The sequence below is a fragment of the Afipia sp. Root123D2 genome, assembly GCF_001425835.1.
Lineage (GTDB): Bacteria > Pseudomonadota > Alphaproteobacteria > Rhizobiales > Xanthobacteraceae > Afipia.
The window spans coordinates 681,329-698,261 of the sequence record NZ_LMDP01000001.1 but is presented as its reverse complement, the minus strand read 5'-3'; the positions used below and the strand labels follow the sequence as shown (position 1 = coordinate 698,261).

Genomic DNA, 16,933 nt, shown 5'->3' with positions numbered 1-16,933 from the left:
TACCACGGCAGCTATGGAGGCGCACCCCAGCGTCAAGACCCTAAATTTTCAAACTGAGACACTACCGGCGGGGTAGTGTCTCAGTTTGAAAGCTGAACTTTTATGCTTACGGGTTGCAGTCACTCATCTTGATGATCAGGAACTGCATCCATTTTATCGGTCCTTTTGAAGAGGATTTCGATATGAATTTGAAACAAGCACACAGTCTGACTGGCCCGGACCAATGGTTTCGCTATTGGCTGCCATATCAATTCGTAAAAATCGATGGACCACGTAAGCACACTTACCTTCCGGTCAATCGAAACTACAAACCGCTTGGCGTGGTTTCAAAGGAATGGGCCGACTACCATAAATTCCACGATCAGGCGGTCGTTTTTGCCAAGAATCCGGCAGAGTTCAAAGGTATTTGGTACAACGAAGACGGACTGTATCTCTACAGCGATGACCCAAAAACGCGGCTCGATTATTTTGAAAGATTGCAGAAGCTATTGAGCTATTCGGCAGCGCTGGTTTGCCGTGTGGGAGCGACTACCCTCTGATTTTTCGGGCTTTTCGCTCGTCAGCCGTATCTATCAGTGCAACGATATCTTCCATGTTCCATAGCTTTTCCGTGACGCCTGCTGCCATGGCTGGCGACACTTTCAGCGTTTTATGGATACGGCAGAAGTTGTAGAACATGAAGTACAGCGCTAGCGCGTGACACAGCGGCGGAAGCCCCCTACTCCGCCGCCATCACCTTGCCATGGCGCAGTTCGCCGAAGGCCTGCCGGATCACGAGGACTGCGCCCTGCAGCGCGAGAGCGGCCATGATCGCCGCCACGATGATATCCGGCCAGCCGGTACCGGTGCCGAACACGCCGGCCGCCGCGACCAAAACGGCCAGATTGCCGAGAACGTCGTTGCGGGTGCAGATCCACGCCGAGCGCATGTTCGAGTCGCCGTGGCGGTAAGCCCACAGCAGACCGAACGAGACGGCGTTCGCCACAAGCGCGGCAATGCCGACCGTCCCCATGGTGAGGGCGCTCGGCAACGTCCCCTGCGCGATGTGCCAGATCACCATCGCGACGACCCACAGGCCGAACGCCGCCATGGTGAGGCCCTTTGCCATCGCGGCGGACGCCCGGTAACGCAGCGCCATGCCCACGACCAGCAGGCTGATGGCGTAGTTCGCGGTGTCGCCCAGGAAGTCGAGCGCATCGGCCTGCAACGATGCCGAACCGGCGGCCAACCCGGCGACCACCTCGACCGCGAACATCACGCCATTGATGACGAGCACCGCCCACAGCACACGGCGGAGGACGTCGTTCTGTTTCCCGGCATCGGAGTTTTTCGGGCCGAGGTTCAACGGCGGGGGCGCGCAGCAATCATCCATGCGTATAGGATAATTGCCGAAGCGCCGATGTGCCAGACCGTCTCATTTCGAGACCACCGATACACGCAGACGGCCCTGGCAGGCGGCACTCGCGCCCGAAACGGAATACGCTATAGTTGCGATTCATCGGGTGCCGTTTTTGGGAGGTGAGATGCGCGCGCTTCGGAAGATGCTCTTTGTGTTAGCTGCCATCCTTTCGGCAAGTGCCATGACGCCCGCGGCCGCACTGGATCGCGCGCCGTTATCGGACGCCGTGCAATCGGATGTGGTGCAGGTCCAGTCCCGCGGCGGCAATTGCGCCAACTGGCAACGGCAATGCGCCCGGCTTTACGGCGGCGGCACCTACCAGTGGAATGCCTGCATGAACCAGCCACAGGCGCAGTACGATTGCGGCCGTGGTGGCTACGGCGGCGGGTATGGTCGCGGCGGATATGGTCGCGGCGGCTACGGCGGCGGATATCGGGACGCCGACCTTTGCGCCAACTGGCACAACGAGTGCACCCGCCTTTACGGCAGAGGCCAGGCTTACCGGGCGTGTTTGAGACAACCCCAGGCCCGCGCGGATTGCGGCCGCTATTGATAAGCGCGCGGGGCCGCCTTCGTCGGCGGGCTCTTCATTTTGCGCTGTAACGCGCGCCGCGCATCGTACAAGCCTCGGTTCGCGGCAAGCATTCATCGAACGCAGGTGAGCGATTGAATCCCGGTGCGCGCCACGGCGCGCTCCGACCTTTCACGCCAGCCGCGGGTGGCCTTCCTTGTCATAGACCTTGTGCGCCCACCACGATGACAGCATCGCCGGGATCAGGCCGACGAAGCCGAACAGCAGAACCTGCCGCGTGCCGCTGGCGTTTTCCAGCGAGCCGTAGAGATAGAACGTGGTGGCGAAGGCGATGGCGCCGACAAGCAGCATGCGGATGACCGGCGGCACGCGCTTGACGTGATAGATGATGTCGTCGATCGCGCCCAGCATCAGCGCCGGCAGGATGCCGAACATGTAGGTGTATTGCAGCGTCGACACGAACACCTTGAACAGCGTCGCCACTTCCGACGCCGAGGTCTCGTCCCAATAGCCCGCCATATAGGTGTTGGCGATCAAAAGCAGAAAGCCTCCGATCAGCGGCCCCACCAGCCCGAAAATCAGGTATCGCCTCACGCGCCACTCCCTCACCGGTCGGCGTGGTTGAACCGGCCTGCGTTAATCTGACATATTTCAAGGCAGTTCCGAAAGGGCGCGGACACAGTTGCGCACCGCGCACAATCGCCACCGCGCCGGTCCACGTGGAAGGGTCAGTCCGGAGGCAAGAAACCCGGCTGCGGCGCATCGTCCGCGCCGGAGGCTGGCTCATCCGTACTCAACAGCCGAACCAGGTCGGCCATGCTGGAACGGTCTTCCTCGGGAGCCTGGCTGGTGGCTTCGGGAGCCCAGAGCCAGCCGAAAAGTCGCGCAATCAAGTTCTGCATTGTCCCGGCATACACTTATTTATTATGCAAACCGGCGCCGCGCCGTTCGTTCCACGATCTGAAAAAATATTCTCCGGGCAGCAAGAGTTTGGCAGCATTCTCCGGGCCGGTCATTCTCCCCCGCCGGGTGAGGGCCCTGATGGGCGGGAACGATGCCGCTCCATGTCGGCATCGAGGTCGGCGAGCGGGCGCCGATCTTGAACAGGCAATAGCCCTCGGCCTCGACCGCATCGCGCACGTCGGAATTGGTATCTGCGACGGCGCGGGCAGCGTTCTGTGAACGTGAAACCGGTACAGCATTGCTGGTATCGGGCGACGCACTCCCGCCTTTTGAAGCGAGATGTTACTTGCCGGACTTGTGCTTCGTCGCCGACTTCGCCGGCGCCGGCGTCGCGCGCACATCCGCCCACGGATCGTCGCTCACCTTCGGCGTCGGAACCCGGGAAGACGCCGCGCGCGCGGCCCTTTCGTTCGCCTCGAGCTTCGCTTTCTGCTCCGGCGTGAGCTTGGTTCCGTCATCTATGGGAAAGGTCGGCGAGAGTTGCGCCAACGCGGGTCCCGCCAGTGCGGTCAGAATAGCCACGATCCACAGAGCTTTCATTCAAACATCTCCTGACATCCAGCCAAGCTTCCACCCTGCCCGGCCGGCAGCGTTATAGCAAAGCCAGGGCGCAAGCTCCAAGCCGATGGAGCCGCGAGCGTCGGCTTTCGCGGCATTTTCACGGCGGGATCATGAACGATGCAGCGGCGTTGCGCGCCTGCGCCGTTCATGACAATCCTTCGGTGGCGGCATGTCACACCATGTTCCATTGCTGTCTCTACCGATACTGGCGCTTGCGCGATTCTGGACAGATTGAATGACCGGACTTGTTGGATGACCGGACTTGCACGTCGCGCTGTTGCCGCCCGCTATCTGACGCAATGCGCGATCGTATGGACCGCACTGGCCCTGAGCGGACCGGCAACGGCATCATCCGCTGCCGACGCTGCGCAGCAATGGGGCCTGCTCGGAATCTGGGCGATCGATTGCAACGTGCCGCCCGACCGCAATCGCGGCGCCCGCCTGACCTATCGGGTTGCCGAGGACGGCCGCCTCGTTCACGACCGTGACTTCGGCGACATCACCGACAGTCACGATGTCCGCGATGCCACGATCGGCACGGACGGCTCGCTGGTGCTGACGGTGGATTTCCCCGAGCTGAAGCAAACCCGTGAATACAGCCTGGGCAAAGAACCGGACGGCAGCATCCGGGCATTGTCCAACCGCAGCAGCAATGGCCGCTTCACCATCCGCAACGGCAGGTTTACCGACAACGGCAAGGTAACGCCGAAGCAGGTCAGGTGTGACTGACATCCCTAACCGTTTCTAAACGGCCGATGCAGCCTGGTGCAGCACCGGTTTATCCAGCGGCAAGACAAGCGGTCGTAAATTACCAGCCATTGCACTCGGGCAATGGATGACGGCCATGATCGAACGACGGGCAGAACCGCGGCGCCGCGTACTCAAGAGCGGGACCATCGCATTCAGCGGTCAGACTGTTGACTGCACCATCCGCAACCTGTCGACGCGCGGCGCAGCGCTCGACGTCGCCACGCCGATGATGCTGCCGGCGTCGTTCAAGCTCGCGATCGCCGCCGAGCAGGTGACGCGGCCGTGCCATTTGATCTGGCATCACAACCAGCGCATCGGCATCGCCTTCGACTGATCGGCGGGACGCGGCATCGCCCGTGGTTAATCCGTGTTTAAGCCGACCCCCGGGATTTAGCGACAATCTCCAAGCTTATTTTGAAGTCTCTCCCCTAACGTTCCCCGCAATGAAAGAGGCGGCGAGGCTCGCGTGAGCGGGCGCGCGAAGCCTATTTGGTTTGGGGATTGGGACGTGATTGAAGTCATGAAAGCGGCAGAAGCTGCTGTATCGAACAGCGCGACCTACGACGAGGCGACGCTTGCACCGAGCGCGAACGCAGCGCTTCCGGCGGCTGCGCCGGCCGGCGCGCCACTCGTCAAGCTGTCGGAAATTCCTGTTGCGCCCTGGCGGCAACTCGCCGACCGCGCCGCTGAAGCCAACGGCTATTACCTGCCCGAATGGGAGTTGGCGGTGAACGCGTTTTCGCGCGGGCGCACCGGCGTGTCCGCGCTCGCCGCGTGGAACGACAGGACGACCGGCGACAGCACCTTCGACGCCGTCGCCGCCGCCAACGACAATGACGGACGATTGATCGGCCTGATGCCCGCGATCTCCGCGTGGCGCGCCTATCGCATTCCGCTGCCCGCGCTGGTGACGGCCGACGCCTTCCCGCCGCTCGGCACGCTGCTGCTCGACCGCGATCACGCCGATGCGGCGGCAGGGCAACTGATGCAACAGGCGCGCAATGCAGGCGCCCATGCGCTGATCCTGCGCGACCTGCCGCTCGACGGCGCGGTGATGAAGGCCTTCACGAAAGCGCTGGCGTGGACCGGGCTGCGCCCGCACGTTCTTCATTCGCACCAGCGCGCGATGCTCGACGCCACCCGCGACGCCGAAGAGCTGCTGCGCGACGCGCTCGGGCCGAAGAAAATGAAAGAGCTGCGCCGCCAGCGCAACCGCCTCGCCGATATCGGCGACGTGGTGTTCTCGATTGCCGGGACCACCGGCGACGCCGCGCCCGCGCTCGAAACATTTCTCAAACTCGAAGCCAGCGGCTGGAAGGCGCGGCGCGGCACCGCACTGATCCAGGACGAAGGCCACCTTGCGTTCATCCGCCGTGCGGTCTGCGACATGGCGGCGCGTGGAAACTGCGAAGTGATCTCGCTTTACGCCGGCGATACGCCGCTTGCCTCCGCCATCGTGCTGCGCCATCTCGACCGCGCGTTCTATTTCAAGCTCGGCGTCGACGAGCGTTTCGCGAAATATTCGCCCGGCGTCCAGCTCACGCTGGAGCTGACGCGCCACATGTGCGCCGATGACACCATCGCCACGGTGGATTCCACCGCGATTCCCAACCATCCGATGATCGATCCGATCTGGCGCGACCGCCTCGCCATCGGCGATGTGCTGATTCCGCTCCGCCGCAACGATCCGCTGGTCCCCGCCATCCGTGCCGCGCTCGCGCTGCGCCAGGCGATACGCGAACCGGCCCGCCGCGCCGTCCATACCTTGAGAAAATTGAAGGAGAAACGCTCATGAACGCCACATCGAACGTCGCCCCCGTCATCACCGCCGACAACGACGCGCTGACCCTCGATTTCCCGCTCAAGCCGTTCGCGATCCGCCACAAGCTCGCCGGCCATCCGCTGCTGACGCTGCCGCGCATCGCGCAACTGGCGGCCGAACTGCCGCGCGACCGCATCGAATACAACTCAGGCGACGCCGCGATCAGCCAGGATCCCGACAAGGTCAAGAGCGTCGATCTCGATCCGGTCGAGGTGGTGAAGCGCATCGAGTCGGCCGGCGCCTGGATGGTGCTGAAGCGCATCGACGAGTCGCCGGAATATCGCGCGCTCCTCGAAGACACTCTGCTCTCGGTGGCCCGCGCCCGCGGCTTCAAGAGCCTCAACGATGCCGGCTTCTCGCAGGTCGAAGGTTTCCTGTTCGTGTCGTCGCCGAATTCGACGACGCCGTTCCACATGGACGCCGAGGACAATTTCTTCGTCCAGATCCACGGCGATAAAACCTTCGCGATTTTCGACAACCGCGACGGCTTCATCGCCAATGAGGAGCAGGTCGAATACTCGACCGTCAAGCACCGCAACGTGCCCTACAACGACAGCTTCAAGCCGCGCGGCGTCGAATTCCATCTGGTCGGCGGCGACGGCTGTTACGTGCCGTATCAGTGGCCACACTGGGTCAAGACCGCGGGCACCCATTCGATCTCGATGGCGATCACCTGGAAGACCGCGGAAGTGCGCCGCCTCAACGACCTGCACCGCTTCAATTCGCTGCTGCGCAGTGCCGGTTTTGCGCAGGCCGCGCCCGGCGTGCATCCGGCGTGGGATGCCGCGAAACTCGCGACCTATCGCGGCATCGCCGCGTTCATCGAGCCGCTGCGCAAATCCGAGACCATGCGCCGCGTCATCCGCCGCATCGCGCTCGGCAAGAACGCGAATTATTATCTGAAGAAGGCGTGAGGCGAACGCCAAACTTGCTTGTCAATGCGTCATGGCGGGCACAGCCGTTCGACGAACGGTTCGGTACCGCTCGCCTATGTCCCCGCCATCCACGTTCTACGTTTCTGCGTCGTGAGCGAGGCCTCAATCGTCAGTACGAATTCTCACGTCGTCCCGGCGAAAGCCGGGACCCATATGCTGTGAACCCTCCATTCTCGTGAGATGCTGGAGCAACGTCTCACCGTTGTCATCACGCTCGGTGATTATGGATCCCGGCTTACGCCGGGACGACATCCGAGTAACTGGCAGGCTCAAGCCGCCCCTGAACCTTCACCCCTGAGCGAACTTGGCGCTTGCCCCATCGCCTTGCGGAACGCCGCCGAGAACGCGCTCGAACTGCGATAGCCGTTGCGCTCGGCAACGCGTGCGATCGGCTCGCCGGCGACGATGGCTTCCAGCGCACTGTGAAACCGTACCCGCTGCCGCCACACCGCGAAGCTGAGACCTAATTCCGTCTCGAACAGCCGCGCCAGCGTCCGCGCCGATGCGCCTGCGACATCGACCCATCCCTCGAGCGTCAGGCGGCTCGCGGGATCGGCGAGCAGCGCGTTGCAGACGCGCAGCAAACGTGGATCGCGCGGCATCGGGATCACCAGTCCGAGCCGCCGTGCGCGGGCTATCTCGGCGAAGATCAGATACGCCATCGCGCCGCCGCGCCCCTGCTCGTCATAGATCACCGGCTCCTCGATCAGCGCCAGCACCAGTTCGCGCAGCAGCGGCGACACCTCCAGCACGGTCGGCGCCGACGGCAGGTCGTCATGTGCATCGCGCGCAATGTAGAGCGTGCGCATTTCGACCTGACCGCGAATGCCGATCGAGTGTGTCGTCCGCGCCGGCAGATAGACCGCGCGATCCGGCGGCACGATCCACGCTTCGCTCTCGGTGCGCAGTCGCATCACCCCGGTCACCGCATAGACGAGTTGGTCGCGCGCATGGTGATGCGGCGCGATCTCGAAGCCGTCGCGGAAACTCTTCGACATCGCGGCGAGCGGACGCGGCACGCCCTGATAATCATTGGCGTTGCTGCTGCGGGTCTGGCGGCTGCGTGAAACCATTTTGAGGCCCGAACCGGGAATGGCGCATTCTCGACGATTTTTGGCATGACGACGCCAACGTGCCAAGGGTATTTTGAGGCCGGAATCGAACCTGAGGCCCCCATGACGCGCGACCGCATCCATTTCCTGTTCCTGAATCTCGGCCATTTTCTCGATCACCTGTTCACGCTGATCTTCGCCACCGTCGCCGCGCTGGCGCTGTCGCGCGAATGGGGCCTGAGCTATGGCGAGCTTCTGGCTTACGCGACGCCGGGTTTCTTCGCGTTCGGCCTGTTCTCGCTGCCGGCCGGCTGGCTCGCCGACAAATGGAGCCGCGAGGGCATGATCGCGGTGTTCTTCGTCGGCATCGGCGCGTCGTCGATCGCCACCGCCTTCGCGCAGACGCCGCTGCAGGTCGGCATCGGCCTGTTCATCGTCGGCGTGTTCGCCGCGATCTATCATCCGGTCGGCCTCGCCATCGTCACTGCGCGCTGGAAAAACACCGGAATGCGGCTGGCCGTGAACGGCGTGTGGGGCAATCTCGGCGTCGCCAGCGCCGCGCTGATCACCGGCTATTTCATCGACCACGGCGGCTGGCGCGTGGCGTTCGTCGTGCCGGGCATCCTCTCCATCATCATCGGCATCCTCTACGCCATCCACCAGTGGCCGGAAGTATCGCACCGCAAAGCGCCTGCGGCTGTTGCCGCCGCCTCAGGATCGGCATTCACAGCGGACGCCAGGGCGCTGCTGCTGCGCATCTCCGCCATTGTGTTCCTCACCACCGCGATCTGCAGCGTCATCTTCCAGTCGACGACGTTTGCATTGCCGAAGATCTTCGACGAGCGCCTGCAGGGCCTCGCGACCGGCATGGCGCAATGGCTGTCGGCGAGCGGCGTGCCCGCCGCCAAGGGCGATGTCGCCACCGTGCTCGGTGCATTCACGTTCCTGGTGTTCGCGGTGGCGTCGATGGCGCAGCTGGTGGTCGGCCACCTGCTCGACAAATGGGGACCGCGCGTCGTGTTCCTGATCGTCGCCACTATCCAGATCGTGTTCTTCTCGCTGATGCCGGGCCTGCATGACGGCCTCGCGCTGGCCGTGGCCCTCGGCTTCATGCTCGGCGCGTTCGGGCAGATCCCGATCAACGATTTCATGATCGGCAAGATGGCGAGCGGCGAGGCGCGCGCCCGCGTCTACGGCGTGCGTTACGTCGTCAGCTTCACCGCGCTGGCGGCGGCATTGCCGCTGATCGGATTCGTCTACGAGAATTACGGCTTCGACACGCTGTTCAAGCTGATGGCGAGCGCGGCCGCTGTGATCTTCGTTGCGGTGATGTGCCTGCCGTCAAGGCTGCCGGCCCCGGCGGTGGCGACGGCGTAGTCAAACCTGCAAGATTCTTTTTCATCCCTCCCCCTTGTGGGGAGGTGGCGAGTTGCGAGCGACGCGAGCAATGAGCCGGGTGGGGGAATTATCGAGCAAGGTCGCATACCCCACCCCGGCCTTCGCTTCGCTTGGCCGACCCTCCCCACAAGGGGGAGGGAAAGAAAGAGCTACTGATTGATCTCCGCCGACACCTGACGGATCGCGCGGGCCAGCTGCTCCGGCGGCTGCGCGCCGGACACCGCGTATTTCTGCGCGAACACATACGTCGGCACGCCGGAAATGCCCTTGTCGGCCGCTTCCTTGGCCTGCGCGGAAATCAGCTCGACATCCTCGTCGGTGGCCAGGCGCTTGCGGATGCTGTCAGCATCGAGGCCGACATCGGCCGCCGCCTGCACCAGCACGTCGGCGCTGGTGAGATCGCCGCCGTCGCGGAAATAAAGCTCCATGAGTTTTTGCTTCATCTGCGCCGCCTTGCCTTGCGCCTCCGCCCAATGGATCAGGCGATGGCTGTCGGTGGTGTTGGGCTGGCGCTTCACGCGATCGGAATTGTATTCGAGCCCCTCTTCCGCCGCCGCTGCACCGACACGCCCGGCGATGCTTTTATACGCCTCCGGCGAGCCGAACTTCGCGGTGAGATACTCGTCGCGCGAGATGCCTTCGCGCGGCACCCACGGATTGAGAAAGTACGGCCGCCAGTTGACCTCGACCGGCACATCCGGCACCAGCGCCAGCGCGCTCTCGATGCGGTGCTTGCCGATGTAGCACCACGGGCACACCACGTCGGAGACGATATCGATCTGCAGCGGCTTGACGGTGCTCATGGGCGGGTCCTTTGCGTTATGACCCGCCAGAGATAGGCCTGACTTCCTATCGAGACAAGGCAAACCGACGGTATCGTCTCCGCCTCATCCGCAATGTCATGGCCGGACTTGTTCCGGCCATCTCGCTTAGGTGAGCACAGTGCCAGCCTGCTCGGGATCACCGCGACAAGCCCGGCGATGACAACTCGTGCAAAAGTCCCTACCCCAACCCCGCCGCAATCTCGCGCATTTTCGCTGAGGTAAATTCGTCCGCCGGAAAGAACGTCTCCAGCGCGATTTCCGACAGCGTGATGTCCACCGGCGTGCCGAAGATCATCGTCGTCGAAATGAAGCTCAGCACATCGCCGCCAAAGCGCATTTGGAACGGAATCGCGACGCTGTCGGCGGCCGACGCCGGTGTCTTGCGCGCCGGAATCGGAATCGCCTTGAGGTCGTCGTAGAGCTTCACCAGTTCGGGATCGGCGGTGGCCTCGCACTGGCGATGCAGACGCTCCAGCAGATGCGCGCACCATTCGGCGAGATTGACCGTGCGCGGCGCCAGCCCTTCGGGATGGAAACTCAGGCGCATCACGTTGAACGGCTGGCCCATCAGGTCGGGCGAAATCCCTGCGAGCAGCGGCGCGACCATGCGGTTGGCCGACACCAGATTCCAGTGCCGGTCGACCGCCAGCGCAGGATAAGGCTCATGCGCCTTGAGCACGATGTTGATTGCCTCGCGCGCCGCCTTCAGCGCCGGATCGTCGAGCGGGCGGTTGGGAAACGCCGGCGCGAAGCCCGCCGCGACCAAAAGCACGTTGCGCTCGCGTAACGGCACGTCGAGCCGCTCGGCCAGACGCAGCACCATGTCGCGCGACGGCGCGGCGCGGCCGGTTTCGACGAAACTCAAATGCCGCGCTGAAATTTCGGCATCACCGGCGAGATCGAGCTGGCTGAGATGGCGGCGCTGGCGCCATTCGCGCAGGTGCGCGCCGACGTGAATGGATTTGGCGGGGGAAGACGCGGTGGCGAGCTGTGTCATCATGCCAAAAAGCTAGCACGCAAATTTTCCAGCTTCCATTACCTGCCAGGTAATCGCTTTGCGCGCGGGCCGGGATCATCTTCGCCACCACAGGAGATGACCGATGACCGACCGTTCCCGCTTTCCCGCGTCCAGCCCGGCCTTAGCCGAACCCTTGGCATGGATGCACGATCTTGCGATCCGGCTGCTGGCGCACACGCTCAACATGCCCGCGCCGCTGGTTCACACCACCGGCTTCTATGTCGTCGCGCAGGTGCAGGCCGCCGAACACCGCGCCGCGAAAACGCTGTGCCCGTTCACGCTGCTGCGCCGGGCGCTCGCCCGCAGCCGTCGCCGCACGTCGTAATCCCCTCAACCAGAAGGAGACTGCCATGATCCATCCCTCGATGTTTCTTCGCCGTGCGTTGCTGGCCGACGCCATCTTCAGCGGCGTATCGGCGCTGCTGCTGACCTTCGGCGCAGGTTATCTGGCAACGTTGCTCAACCTGCCGGAAACGCTGCTGCGCGAAACCGGCCTGTTCCTGATCGCCTATGCGGCGTTCGTCGGCATCCTCGGCAGCCGCGCGGCGATGCCGAAGGCACTCGTGCTGCTGGTGATTGCCGGCAATGCGGCGTGGACGCTGGCGAGTGTGGCGCTGCTGCTCAGCGGCATCGTCTCGCCGAACCTGCTCGGCGAAGCCGCAGTGGTCATGCAGGCGATCATGGTCGGCGTGTTCGCGGAATTGCAGTTCATCGGACTGCGCCGCGGTGCGGCGGCGGTGGCGTGAACACTCTAAGGAATACGTGAAATGTGATTCCCGTCATGCCCGGGCTTGTCCCGGGCATCCACGTTTTCCTTTTTGCCAGCCGTCAAGACGTGGATGGCCGGAATAAATCCGGCCATGACAGCGGTGAGATCTTGTTCTGCAGCCGCTTTCGCGTCTGGCCTCAGCGCAATTAGCCCGCAGCCGCGCGCTTTTTCCGACCCGCCTTCGCAGCACCCGCAGCCGGCGCGGATCGCGACGCCTTGGTCTTGCTCGGCTTGCCGGTGCCACGGGCATGAGCGCTGGCCTTAACGACCTTCGCCTTCGCGACATCGGCTTTTTCTGCCTTTGTCTTGGCCTTAGCTTCGGTCTTGGCCTTGGCTTTGGCTTCCTTGGCCTTCGCCTTGTCGGCCTTCTTCAGCGCCTTCTCGGCGACCTTCGCCGCCTTCTTCTCGGCCTTTTTCTTCAGCCGCAATTTTTCGGCGCGCTCTTCCGCGCGCTTCTTCGCCCGCTTCTTCTCGCAGGCGTCGCACTTGCAGCCGATCGGTTTAAGGAAAATCTTGAAATAGTCGGTGCCGTAATCGTAGTTGATCTCGTCGCCGACCTCGATGTTCCTGATCGCGCGGATCACCACCCTGCGCTTGCGCGAATTGACGTCGGATTCCGCGTTGGGCTTGCAGGCGTGGTTGATGTAGCGCGCGATGTTCTTGCGCACCGAACCGTCGATGGTCCAGCGGTTGTTGATCTCGAACAGATACTTGTTGTCGACCGCGTCATCCTTTTTCTTCTTGGAATCGAGCAACGGCCCGAAATAGCGGATGATCTTGGTGCCCTTCTTGATCGGCTTGGTGGCGAAAAGGCCAAGGCCGGTTTTCGAACGACCGATGCGATAAGGCTTCTTGGGGGAAATGGCGGGCATGGCTCACTGACAGACGACAACAACGGGAACACGCTTTCTAATGCGATTCCGCGACAATGTCAGGTTTTTCGCGGCCACAGGGACAGCTCAAGCGAACCATCCCCATCTTCGTCGCGGTTCCCGCCGGCCCCGGCGATCAGGCCGCATCCTGCTGCGGAAACAGATGGAAATAGGGTTTGGCCTCCGCGACCACCCGCGCGAAGGACGGCCGCGCCATCAGGCGATCGAAATAGGCCCTGACAGTCTTGTGATTGTCACCAAACGGCTCGACCAGATTGGCGTAGAACAGCGCCGGTCCCGCCGCGCAGTCGGCCATGCCGAAATCGTCGCCCATGGCCCAGGTTTTCGCCGCCATCTCGCGCTCGATCATGCCATAGGCCGTCTGCAGCCGCGCCCGCGCATCGGCAACGCCCCTCGGGTCCCTGGCGTCGGCGGGCCGCAGGCGATTGCCGACGATCTTCTGCATCGGATCGTTGACATATAGATCGTAAAAGCGGTCCCACAGCCGCATCCGCCATGCCTCATCGGCATCCGCCGACACGAACCGCGTTACCCCCGGATAATGCGTGTCGAGATATTCGATGATGATGGTCGATTCCGGGATCGTCAGGTCGCGCCGCTCGTCGCGCAGCACCGGGAATTTCCCGATCGGCCACAGCTTGAGAAACGCCTCGCGGTCGGCAGCGTCACCGAGATCGACGATCTGCGGCGTGAACGCCGTATCGTTCTCATAAAGCGCGATCAGCGCCTTCTGACAGAACGACGACAGCGGATGGAACAGTAGCCTGAGCGACATGAGATCAATCCTGTGCGGCGGGTAAATAACGCGAAATCACGATGCCGGTCGAGAACGGACGGGATTCGACGAGCTTCAGCTTGAGACGCTGCGGGCTTGCCTTGAACAGCGGCGTCCCGGCGCCGAGCAGCACCGGGCAGACGCCGATGCGATATTCGTCGATCAGACCGTGCGGGATCAGGCCAGCAGCAAGATCGGCGCTGCCGAACAGGAAAATGTCCTTCGCGGTGTCGCGCTTCAACCGGGCGACCGTCCCGGCCACGTCATCCTTGAAGATCGTGGTGTTGGTCCAGTCCGATCCGGCCAGCGTGCGCGAGAACACGAATTTCGGCAGCGCGTTCATGAAATCGGCGACCTCGCCTTTTTCACTGGGCCAGTAGCCCGCCATCAGGTCGTAGGTGACACGCCCGAACAGCAGGCCGCCTGCACTGTTGCACTGCTCGATCGACAGTTTTTCGAGCTCGTCGCCCCAGACATCATTGTGAAAGGACAAATCGCGGTTGGGACCTTCGATATAACCGTCCAGTGTCATCACATTCCACATGATCAGCCGTGCCATCGTGCCGCTTCTTAACTGATTGCGTTTTGCAACTGGTTGCATCCTAGGATCACTGGTGCGAGAATGCAACCGGTTTTCGACGGCTATCGGAAATGTCAACATGGACGATGCACAGCGGTCGGGCTGCCCGATCAATCTCACGCTGGAAATCCTCGGCGACAAATGGAGTCTGCTGATCATCCGCGACATGATGTTCGGCAACCGCCGCCACTTCCGCGAACTGCTGACGAAGTCGGACGAGAAAATTTCGTCGAACATCCTGTCGGACCGGCTGAAGACGCTGGTCGAGGAAGGCATCCTGACCCGCGTCGACGATCCCACCCACAAGCAGAAGGGCATCTACAGCCTCACCGAACAGGGCATCGAGCTGTTGCCGATCCTCGCGCAGATGGCGGCATGGGGATTCAAGTATCTCCCGGTCAGCGAGGAGCTAGGCATCCGCGCCGAACTGCTCGCCGACGGCGGTCCGAAAATGTGGAACGAATTCATGGACGAACTGCGCGAGGTTCACCTCGGCACCAGGCGCCGCCGGAAAAGCGGGCCGTCGGTCGGCGAGCGATTGCAGAAGGCCTATGAAGCGGTTGTGGCGAAGCGCAAAAAATGATGAAAGCGGCTCACGCTTCTCGCTCGCTCAGGCAGACAGGATGACAATGACCAAGGACGCAAGAAAAGTCGCGCTGGTGACCGGCGCCGCGCGCGGGATCGGCCTTGCCGCCGCCAAACGCTTTCTTGCGGACGGATGGTGCGTCGCCTTGCTCGACATCGAACGCGACCTGCTCGCACAATCCGTCAAGGCACTGGGACAGCCGGACGCGACGCAGGCCCTGCCCTGCGACGTGTCGGATCCGAAGGCCGTGGCTGACGCAGTCGCGCAGATCGGCGCACGCTTCGGCCGCCTCGATGCACTGGTCAACAATGCCGGCATCGCGATCTTCAAGCCGATGCTGCAAACCACGCTGGACGACTGGAACCGGGTGCTGGCGGTCAATCTCAGCGGGCCTTTCATCTGCACGCAGGCGACCGTTCCGCTGATGCGCGAGCATGGCGGCGCCATCGTCAACATCACCTCGATTTCGGGATTGCGCGCCTCCGCGCTGCGCACCGCCTACGGCACCAGCAAGGCGGCGCTGGCCCATCTCACCAAGCAATTCTCGGTGGAGCTGGCCGGGCTCGGGATTCGCGTCAACGCGGTCGCGCCAGGTCCGGTCGAGACAGCCATGGCGAAAGACGTGCATACGCCCGCGATCCGCGCCGATTATCACGACGCCATTCCGCTCAACCGCTACGGGCTGGAGGAAGAACTGGCCGATGCGATCTTCTTCCTGTGCAGCGACCGCGCGAGCTACATCACCGGACAGACGCTGGCCGTCGACGGCGGCTTCGACGCCACCGGCATCGGCCTGCCGACCCTGCGCCGCGACAGCGGCAACGGCTGAACCTACTCCGCGAGTTGCGGCGCGAGTTCCTTGCCCCGCAGCGTCAGCACGCTGAGCACGAAGGCGCCGAAACCGGAGATCGCGATGATCGTGACCATCGGCAACGCCGTGCCGTCGAAGAACAGACTGGCGACCGCGATCATCGCACCACCGGTCAGCATCTGCAGCGTGCCGCCGAGCGCCGAGGCAATGCCCGCGATCGGACCGTGATCCTCCAGCGCCAGCACCATCGTCGATGGAATGACGAGGCCGAGGAAGGCGTTGGCCGCGAACAGCATCGCGATCAGCACCACAAGGCTGTCGCTGCCCGCTGCCGTGATGGCGAGCAGGATCAGCGTCAGCAGCGAGAACATCGACACCGCGCCGATCACCATCCGCCCCATGCCGAAGCGGCCGCCGATTGCGGCGGCGAACTGCGACGCGCCGATGAAGCTGATCGCGTTGACCGAGAACGCGAGGCTGTATTGCGTCGGCGTCAGGCCGAAATGGTCGATATAGACGAACGACGAACTGGCGAGGAAGGCGAAGAAGCTCGCCATGCCGAAGCCGCCGATGAAGGTCAGGCCGAGGAAATGGCGGTCGCGCAGCAACTGCCAGAACCCGCCGAGCACATTGCCGACGCTGACCTTGATGCGGTCCTGCGGCGGGCGCGTCTCAGGCAGGAAGGTCGCGACCAGCGCAAGACCGAGCAGCGCCACCACCGTGACCGCGACGAACACCGCGCGCCAGCCGAACGGTACGATCAGCGCGCTGCCGGTCAGGGGCGCCAGGATCGGCGACACGCTGAACACCAGCATCACCAGCGACATCAGCCGTGTCGCTTCGACGCCGGTGTGCAGGTCGCGGATGATCGCGCGCGGAATCACCATCACCGCCGATGCGCCGATGCCCTGCACCGCGCGGAAGAAAATCAGCCATTCGATGCTGGGCGCCAGCCCGCAGCCGACCGAGCCGATGGTGAACAGCACGAGGCCGAAATACAGCGGCGGCTTTCGCCCCACCATGTCCGACACCGGGCCATAGACGATCTGGCAGATGCCGAACGCCATGAAGAACACCATCAGGGTCATCTGCGTCGCCGCCGTCGAGGCATGCAGATCGGAGGCGATGGAGGGCAGCGCCGGCAGATACATGTCGATCGCGAACGGCCCGACCGCGGACAGGAGGCCGAGGACGATCGCGTTTTTGGCGTAGCTCGAGGACATCACGGATGCTTTCAGTTCAGACGTTTCAGTTTTTATCTTTGA

22 protein-coding genes and 1 pseudogene are annotated in these 16,933 nt (G+C 63.1%); 12 read left to right on the top strand and 11 right to left on the bottom strand.

Annotated elements, in window-relative coordinates; all coding sequences use genetic code 11:
* Positions 1 to 182: 182 nt before the first annotated feature.
* Complete coding sequence (locus ASC80_RS03280) at positions 183 to 539, top strand: hypothetical protein (protein WP_156464243.1); 357 nt, start codon at positions 183 to 185, stop codon at positions 537 to 539.
* Here the strand turns inward: ASC80_RS03280 and ASC80_RS24700 are convergent.
* Together ASC80_RS24700 and ASC80_RS03275 are read right to left on the bottom strand one after the other, a co-directional pair.
* Positions 529 to 696 (bottom strand): annotated as a pseudogene (locus ASC80_RS24700) (IS1 family transposase); the annotation flags it as partial. The gene ASC80_RS03280 and the pseudogene ASC80_RS24700 overlap by 11 nt on opposite strands.
* Positions 697 to 718: 22 nt before the next feature.
* Entirely contained in the window at positions 719 to 1,372 is a 654-nt protein-coding gene (locus ASC80_RS03275; protein ID WP_056292815.1) for a cation efflux transmembrane domain-containing protein, read from the bottom strand.
* 151 nt (positions 1,373 to 1,523) lie between these two features.
* On the opposite strand from ASC80_RS03275, the gene ASC80_RS03270 reads away from it, so the two are divergent.
* A complete protein-coding gene (locus tag ASC80_RS03270; RefSeq protein WP_056292813.1) occupies positions 1,524 to 1,952 on the top strand; it encodes a hypothetical protein in 429 nt (142 codons plus the stop codon).
* Between the two features lie 150 nt (positions 1,953 to 2,102).
* Here the strand turns inward: ASC80_RS03270 and ASC80_RS03265 are convergent, their stop codons facing one another.
* Positions 2,103 to 2,525, bottom strand: a complete 423-nt coding sequence (locus ASC80_RS03265) for a DUF5413 family protein (protein ID WP_056292811.1) — start codon at positions 2,523 to 2,525, stop codon at positions 2,103 to 2,105.
* A 222-nt stretch (positions 2,526 to 2,747) separates the two neighbouring features.
* On the opposite strand from ASC80_RS03265, the gene ASC80_RS23500 reads away from it, so the two are divergent.
* Positions 2,748 to 3,113 carry a hypothetical protein gene (locus ASC80_RS23500; protein WP_156464242.1) on the top strand — a complete coding sequence of 122 codons (366 nt, stop codon included), beginning with the start codon at positions 2,748 to 2,750 and terminating at the stop codon, positions 3,111 to 3,113.
* 63 nt (positions 3,114 to 3,176) lie between these two features.
* Here the strand turns inward: ASC80_RS23500 and ASC80_RS03260 are convergent, their stop codons facing one another.
* Entirely contained in the window at positions 3,177 to 3,434 is a 258-nt protein-coding gene (locus ASC80_RS03260) for a hypothetical protein (protein WP_056292809.1), read from the bottom strand.
* A gap of 273 nt (positions 3,435 to 3,707) precedes the next feature.
* Here ASC80_RS03260 and ASC80_RS03255 point away from each other — a divergent pair, with 273 nt between their 5' ends.
* From ASC80_RS03255 to ASC80_RS03240, 4 genes are all read left to right on the top strand, one after another.
* Positions 3,708 to 4,184, top strand: coding sequence for a hypothetical protein (locus tag ASC80_RS03255; RefSeq protein WP_056292808.1), 477 nt, complete (start codon positions 3,708 to 3,710; stop codon positions 4,182 to 4,184).
* Positions 4,185 to 4,299: 115 nt separating this feature from the next.
* Positions 4,300 to 4,539 (top strand): PilZ domain-containing protein, encoded by a 240-nt coding sequence (locus ASC80_RS03250; protein WP_244487175.1) that lies wholly within the window; start codon positions 4,300 to 4,302, stop codon positions 4,537 to 4,539.
* Positions 4,540 to 4,725: 186 nt separating this feature from the next.
* Entirely contained in the window at positions 4,726 to 6,000 is a 1,275-nt protein-coding gene (locus ASC80_RS03245) for a GNAT family N-acetyltransferase (RefSeq protein WP_082512388.1), read from the top strand.
* The gene (locus tag ASC80_RS03240; RefSeq protein WP_056292804.1) at positions 5,997 to 6,941 is read left to right on the top strand and encodes a JmjC domain-containing protein; all 945 of its coding nucleotides are present in this window, start codon (positions 5,997 to 5,999) and stop codon (positions 6,939 to 6,941) included. The genes ASC80_RS03245 and ASC80_RS03240 overlap by 4 nt, the downstream gene beginning before the upstream one ends.
* Positions 6,942 to 7,231: 290 nt before the next feature.
* Here the strand turns inward: ASC80_RS03240 and ASC80_RS03235 are convergent, their stop codons facing one another.
* A complete protein-coding gene (locus ASC80_RS03235) occupies positions 7,232 to 8,035 on the bottom strand; it encodes an AraC family transcriptional regulator (protein WP_056295505.1) in 804 nt (267 codons plus the stop codon).
* 102 nt (positions 8,036 to 8,137) lie between these two features.
* Here ASC80_RS03235 and ASC80_RS03230 point away from each other — a divergent pair, with 102 nt between their 5' ends.
* The gene (locus ASC80_RS03230; RefSeq protein WP_056292802.1) at positions 8,138 to 9,391 is read left to right on the top strand and encodes an MFS transporter; all 1,254 of its coding nucleotides are present in this window, start codon (positions 8,138 to 8,140) and stop codon (positions 9,389 to 9,391) included.
* Positions 9,392 to 9,561: 170 nt separating this feature from the next.
* Here the strand turns inward: ASC80_RS03230 and ASC80_RS03225 are convergent, their stop codons facing one another.
* Both ASC80_RS03225 and ASC80_RS03220 read right to left on the bottom strand, forming a co-directional pair.
* Positions 9,562 to 10,215, bottom strand: coding sequence for a DsbA family oxidoreductase (locus ASC80_RS03225; RefSeq protein ID WP_056292800.1), 654 nt, complete (start codon positions 10,213 to 10,215; stop codon positions 9,562 to 9,564).
* Positions 10,216 to 10,414: 199 nt separating this feature from the next.
* The gene (locus tag ASC80_RS03220; RefSeq protein WP_200941166.1) at positions 10,415 to 11,233 is read right to left on the bottom strand and encodes a helix-turn-helix transcriptional regulator; all 819 of its coding nucleotides are present in this window, start codon (positions 11,231 to 11,233) and stop codon (positions 10,415 to 10,417) included.
* Positions 11,234 to 11,336: 103 nt separating this feature from the next.
* Here ASC80_RS03220 and ASC80_RS03215 point away from each other — a divergent pair, with 103 nt between their 5' ends.
* Both ASC80_RS03215 and ASC80_RS03210 read left to right on the top strand, forming a co-directional pair.
* Positions 11,337 to 11,579, top strand: coding sequence for a hypothetical protein (locus ASC80_RS03215; protein ID WP_082512387.1), 243 nt, complete (start codon positions 11,337 to 11,339; stop codon positions 11,577 to 11,579).
* 25 nt (positions 11,580 to 11,604) lie between these two features.
* Entirely contained in the window at positions 11,605 to 12,000 is a 396-nt protein-coding gene (locus ASC80_RS03210; RefSeq protein WP_056292795.1) for a hypothetical protein, read from the top strand.
* Positions 12,001 to 12,169: 169 nt separating this feature from the next.
* Here ASC80_RS03210 and ASC80_RS03205 read toward each other — a convergent pair whose 3' ends face one another.
* From ASC80_RS03205 to ASC80_RS03195, 3 genes are all read right to left on the bottom strand, one after another.
* Positions 12,170 to 12,895 (bottom strand): SET domain-containing protein, encoded by a 726-nt coding sequence (locus ASC80_RS03205; RefSeq protein WP_056292793.1) that lies wholly within the window; start codon positions 12,893 to 12,895, stop codon positions 12,170 to 12,172.
* A 136-nt stretch (positions 12,896 to 13,031) separates the two neighbouring features.
* Positions 13,032 to 13,691, bottom strand: coding sequence for a glutathione S-transferase family protein (locus ASC80_RS03200; RefSeq protein WP_056292791.1), 660 nt, complete (start codon positions 13,689 to 13,691; stop codon positions 13,032 to 13,034).
* Positions 13,692 to 13,695: 4 nt separating this feature from the next.
* The gene (locus ASC80_RS03195; protein ID WP_056292789.1) at positions 13,696 to 14,250 is read right to left on the bottom strand and encodes a dihydrofolate reductase family protein; all 555 of its coding nucleotides are present in this window, start codon (positions 14,248 to 14,250) and stop codon (positions 13,696 to 13,698) included.
* 100 nt (positions 14,251 to 14,350) lie between these two features.
* On the opposite strand from ASC80_RS03195, the gene ASC80_RS03190 reads away from it, so the two are divergent.
* A complete protein-coding gene (locus ASC80_RS03190; protein WP_056292787.1) occupies positions 14,351 to 14,854 on the top strand; it encodes a winged helix-turn-helix transcriptional regulator in 504 nt (167 codons plus the stop codon).
* Positions 14,855 to 14,900: 46 nt separating this feature from the next.
* Complete coding sequence (locus ASC80_RS03185; RefSeq protein WP_056292785.1) at positions 14,901 to 15,686, top strand: SDR family NAD(P)-dependent oxidoreductase; 786 nt, start codon at positions 14,901 to 14,903, stop codon at positions 15,684 to 15,686.
* A gap of 2 nt (positions 15,687 to 15,688) precedes the next feature.
* Here ASC80_RS03185 and ASC80_RS03180 read toward each other — a convergent pair whose 3' ends face one another.
* On the bottom strand, positions 15,689 to 16,891 hold the full coding sequence (locus ASC80_RS03180; RefSeq protein ID WP_200941139.1) for a multidrug effflux MFS transporter: 1,203 nt from the start codon (positions 16,889 to 16,891) through the stop codon (positions 15,689 to 15,691).
* Positions 16,892 to 16,933 lie beyond the last annotated feature (42 nt).

What these genes read in the sequence shown, in the direction of transcription:
- ASC80_RS03280 (WP_156464243.1), top strand. Translation starts at nt 183, where the DNA reads ATGAATTTGAAACAAGCACACAGTCTGACTGGCCCGGACCAATGGTTT.
- ASC80_RS03275 (WP_056292815.1), bottom strand. Translation starts at nt 1,372, where the DNA reads ATGGATGATTGCTGCGCGCCCCCGCCGTTGAACCTCGGCCCGAAAAAC.
- ASC80_RS03270 (WP_056292813.1), top strand. Translation starts at nt 1,524, where the DNA reads ATGCGCGCGCTTCGGAAGATGCTCTTTGTGTTAGCTGCCATCCTTTCG.
- ASC80_RS23500 (WP_156464242.1), top strand. Translation starts at nt 2,748, where the DNA reads ATGCTGGAACGGTCTTCCTCGGGAGCCTGGCTGGTGGCTTCGGGAGCC.
- ASC80_RS03260 (WP_056292809.1), bottom strand. Translation starts at nt 3,434, where the DNA reads ATGAAAGCTCTGTGGATCGTGGCTATTCTGACCGCACTGGCGGGACCC.
- ASC80_RS03255 (WP_056292808.1), top strand. Translation starts at nt 3,708, where the DNA reads ATGACCGGACTTGCACGTCGCGCTGTTGCCGCCCGCTATCTGACGCAA.
- ASC80_RS03250 (WP_244487175.1), top strand. Translation starts at nt 4,300, where the DNA reads ATGATCGAACGACGGGCAGAACCGCGGCGCCGCGTACTCAAGAGCGGG.
- ASC80_RS03245 (WP_082512388.1), top strand. Translation starts at nt 4,726, where the DNA reads ATGAAAGCGGCAGAAGCTGCTGTATCGAACAGCGCGACCTACGACGAG.
- ASC80_RS03240 (WP_056292804.1), top strand. Translation starts at nt 5,997, where the DNA reads ATGAACGCCACATCGAACGTCGCCCCCGTCATCACCGCCGACAACGAC.
- ASC80_RS03235 (WP_056295505.1), bottom strand. Translation starts at nt 8,035, where the DNA reads ATGGTTTCACGCAGCCGCCAGACCCGCAGCAGCAACGCCAATGATTAT.
- ASC80_RS03230 (WP_056292802.1), top strand. Translation starts at nt 8,138, where the DNA reads ATGACGCGCGACCGCATCCATTTCCTGTTCCTGAATCTCGGCCATTTT.
- ASC80_RS03225 (WP_056292800.1), bottom strand. Translation starts at nt 10,215, where the DNA reads ATGAGCACCGTCAAGCCGCTGCAGATCGATATCGTCTCCGACGTGGTG.
- ASC80_RS03220 (WP_200941166.1), bottom strand. Translation starts at nt 11,233, where the DNA reads ATGACACAGCTCGCCACCGCGTCTTCCCCCGCCAAATCCATTCACGTC.
- ASC80_RS03215 (WP_082512387.1), top strand. Translation starts at nt 11,337, where the DNA reads ATGACCGACCGTTCCCGCTTTCCCGCGTCCAGCCCGGCCTTAGCCGAA.
- ASC80_RS03210 (WP_056292795.1), top strand. Translation starts at nt 11,605, where the DNA reads ATGATCCATCCCTCGATGTTTCTTCGCCGTGCGTTGCTGGCCGACGCC.
- ASC80_RS03205 (WP_056292793.1), bottom strand. Translation starts at nt 12,895, where the DNA reads ATGCCCGCCATTTCCCCCAAGAAGCCTTATCGCATCGGTCGTTCGAAA.
- ASC80_RS03200 (WP_056292791.1), bottom strand. Translation starts at nt 13,691, where the DNA reads ATGTCGCTCAGGCTACTGTTCCATCCGCTGTCGTCGTTCTGTCAGAAG.
- ASC80_RS03195 (WP_056292789.1), bottom strand. Translation starts at nt 14,250, where the DNA reads ATGGCACGGCTGATCATGTGGAATGTGATGACACTGGACGGTTATATC.
- ASC80_RS03190 (WP_056292787.1), top strand. Translation starts at nt 14,351, where the DNA reads ATGGACGATGCACAGCGGTCGGGCTGCCCGATCAATCTCACGCTGGAA.
- ASC80_RS03185 (WP_056292785.1), top strand. Translation starts at nt 14,901, where the DNA reads ATGACCAAGGACGCAAGAAAAGTCGCGCTGGTGACCGGCGCCGCGCGC.
- ASC80_RS03180 (WP_200941139.1), bottom strand. Translation starts at nt 16,891, where the DNA reads ATGTCCTCGAGCTACGCCAAAAACGCGATCGTCCTCGGCCTCCTGTCC.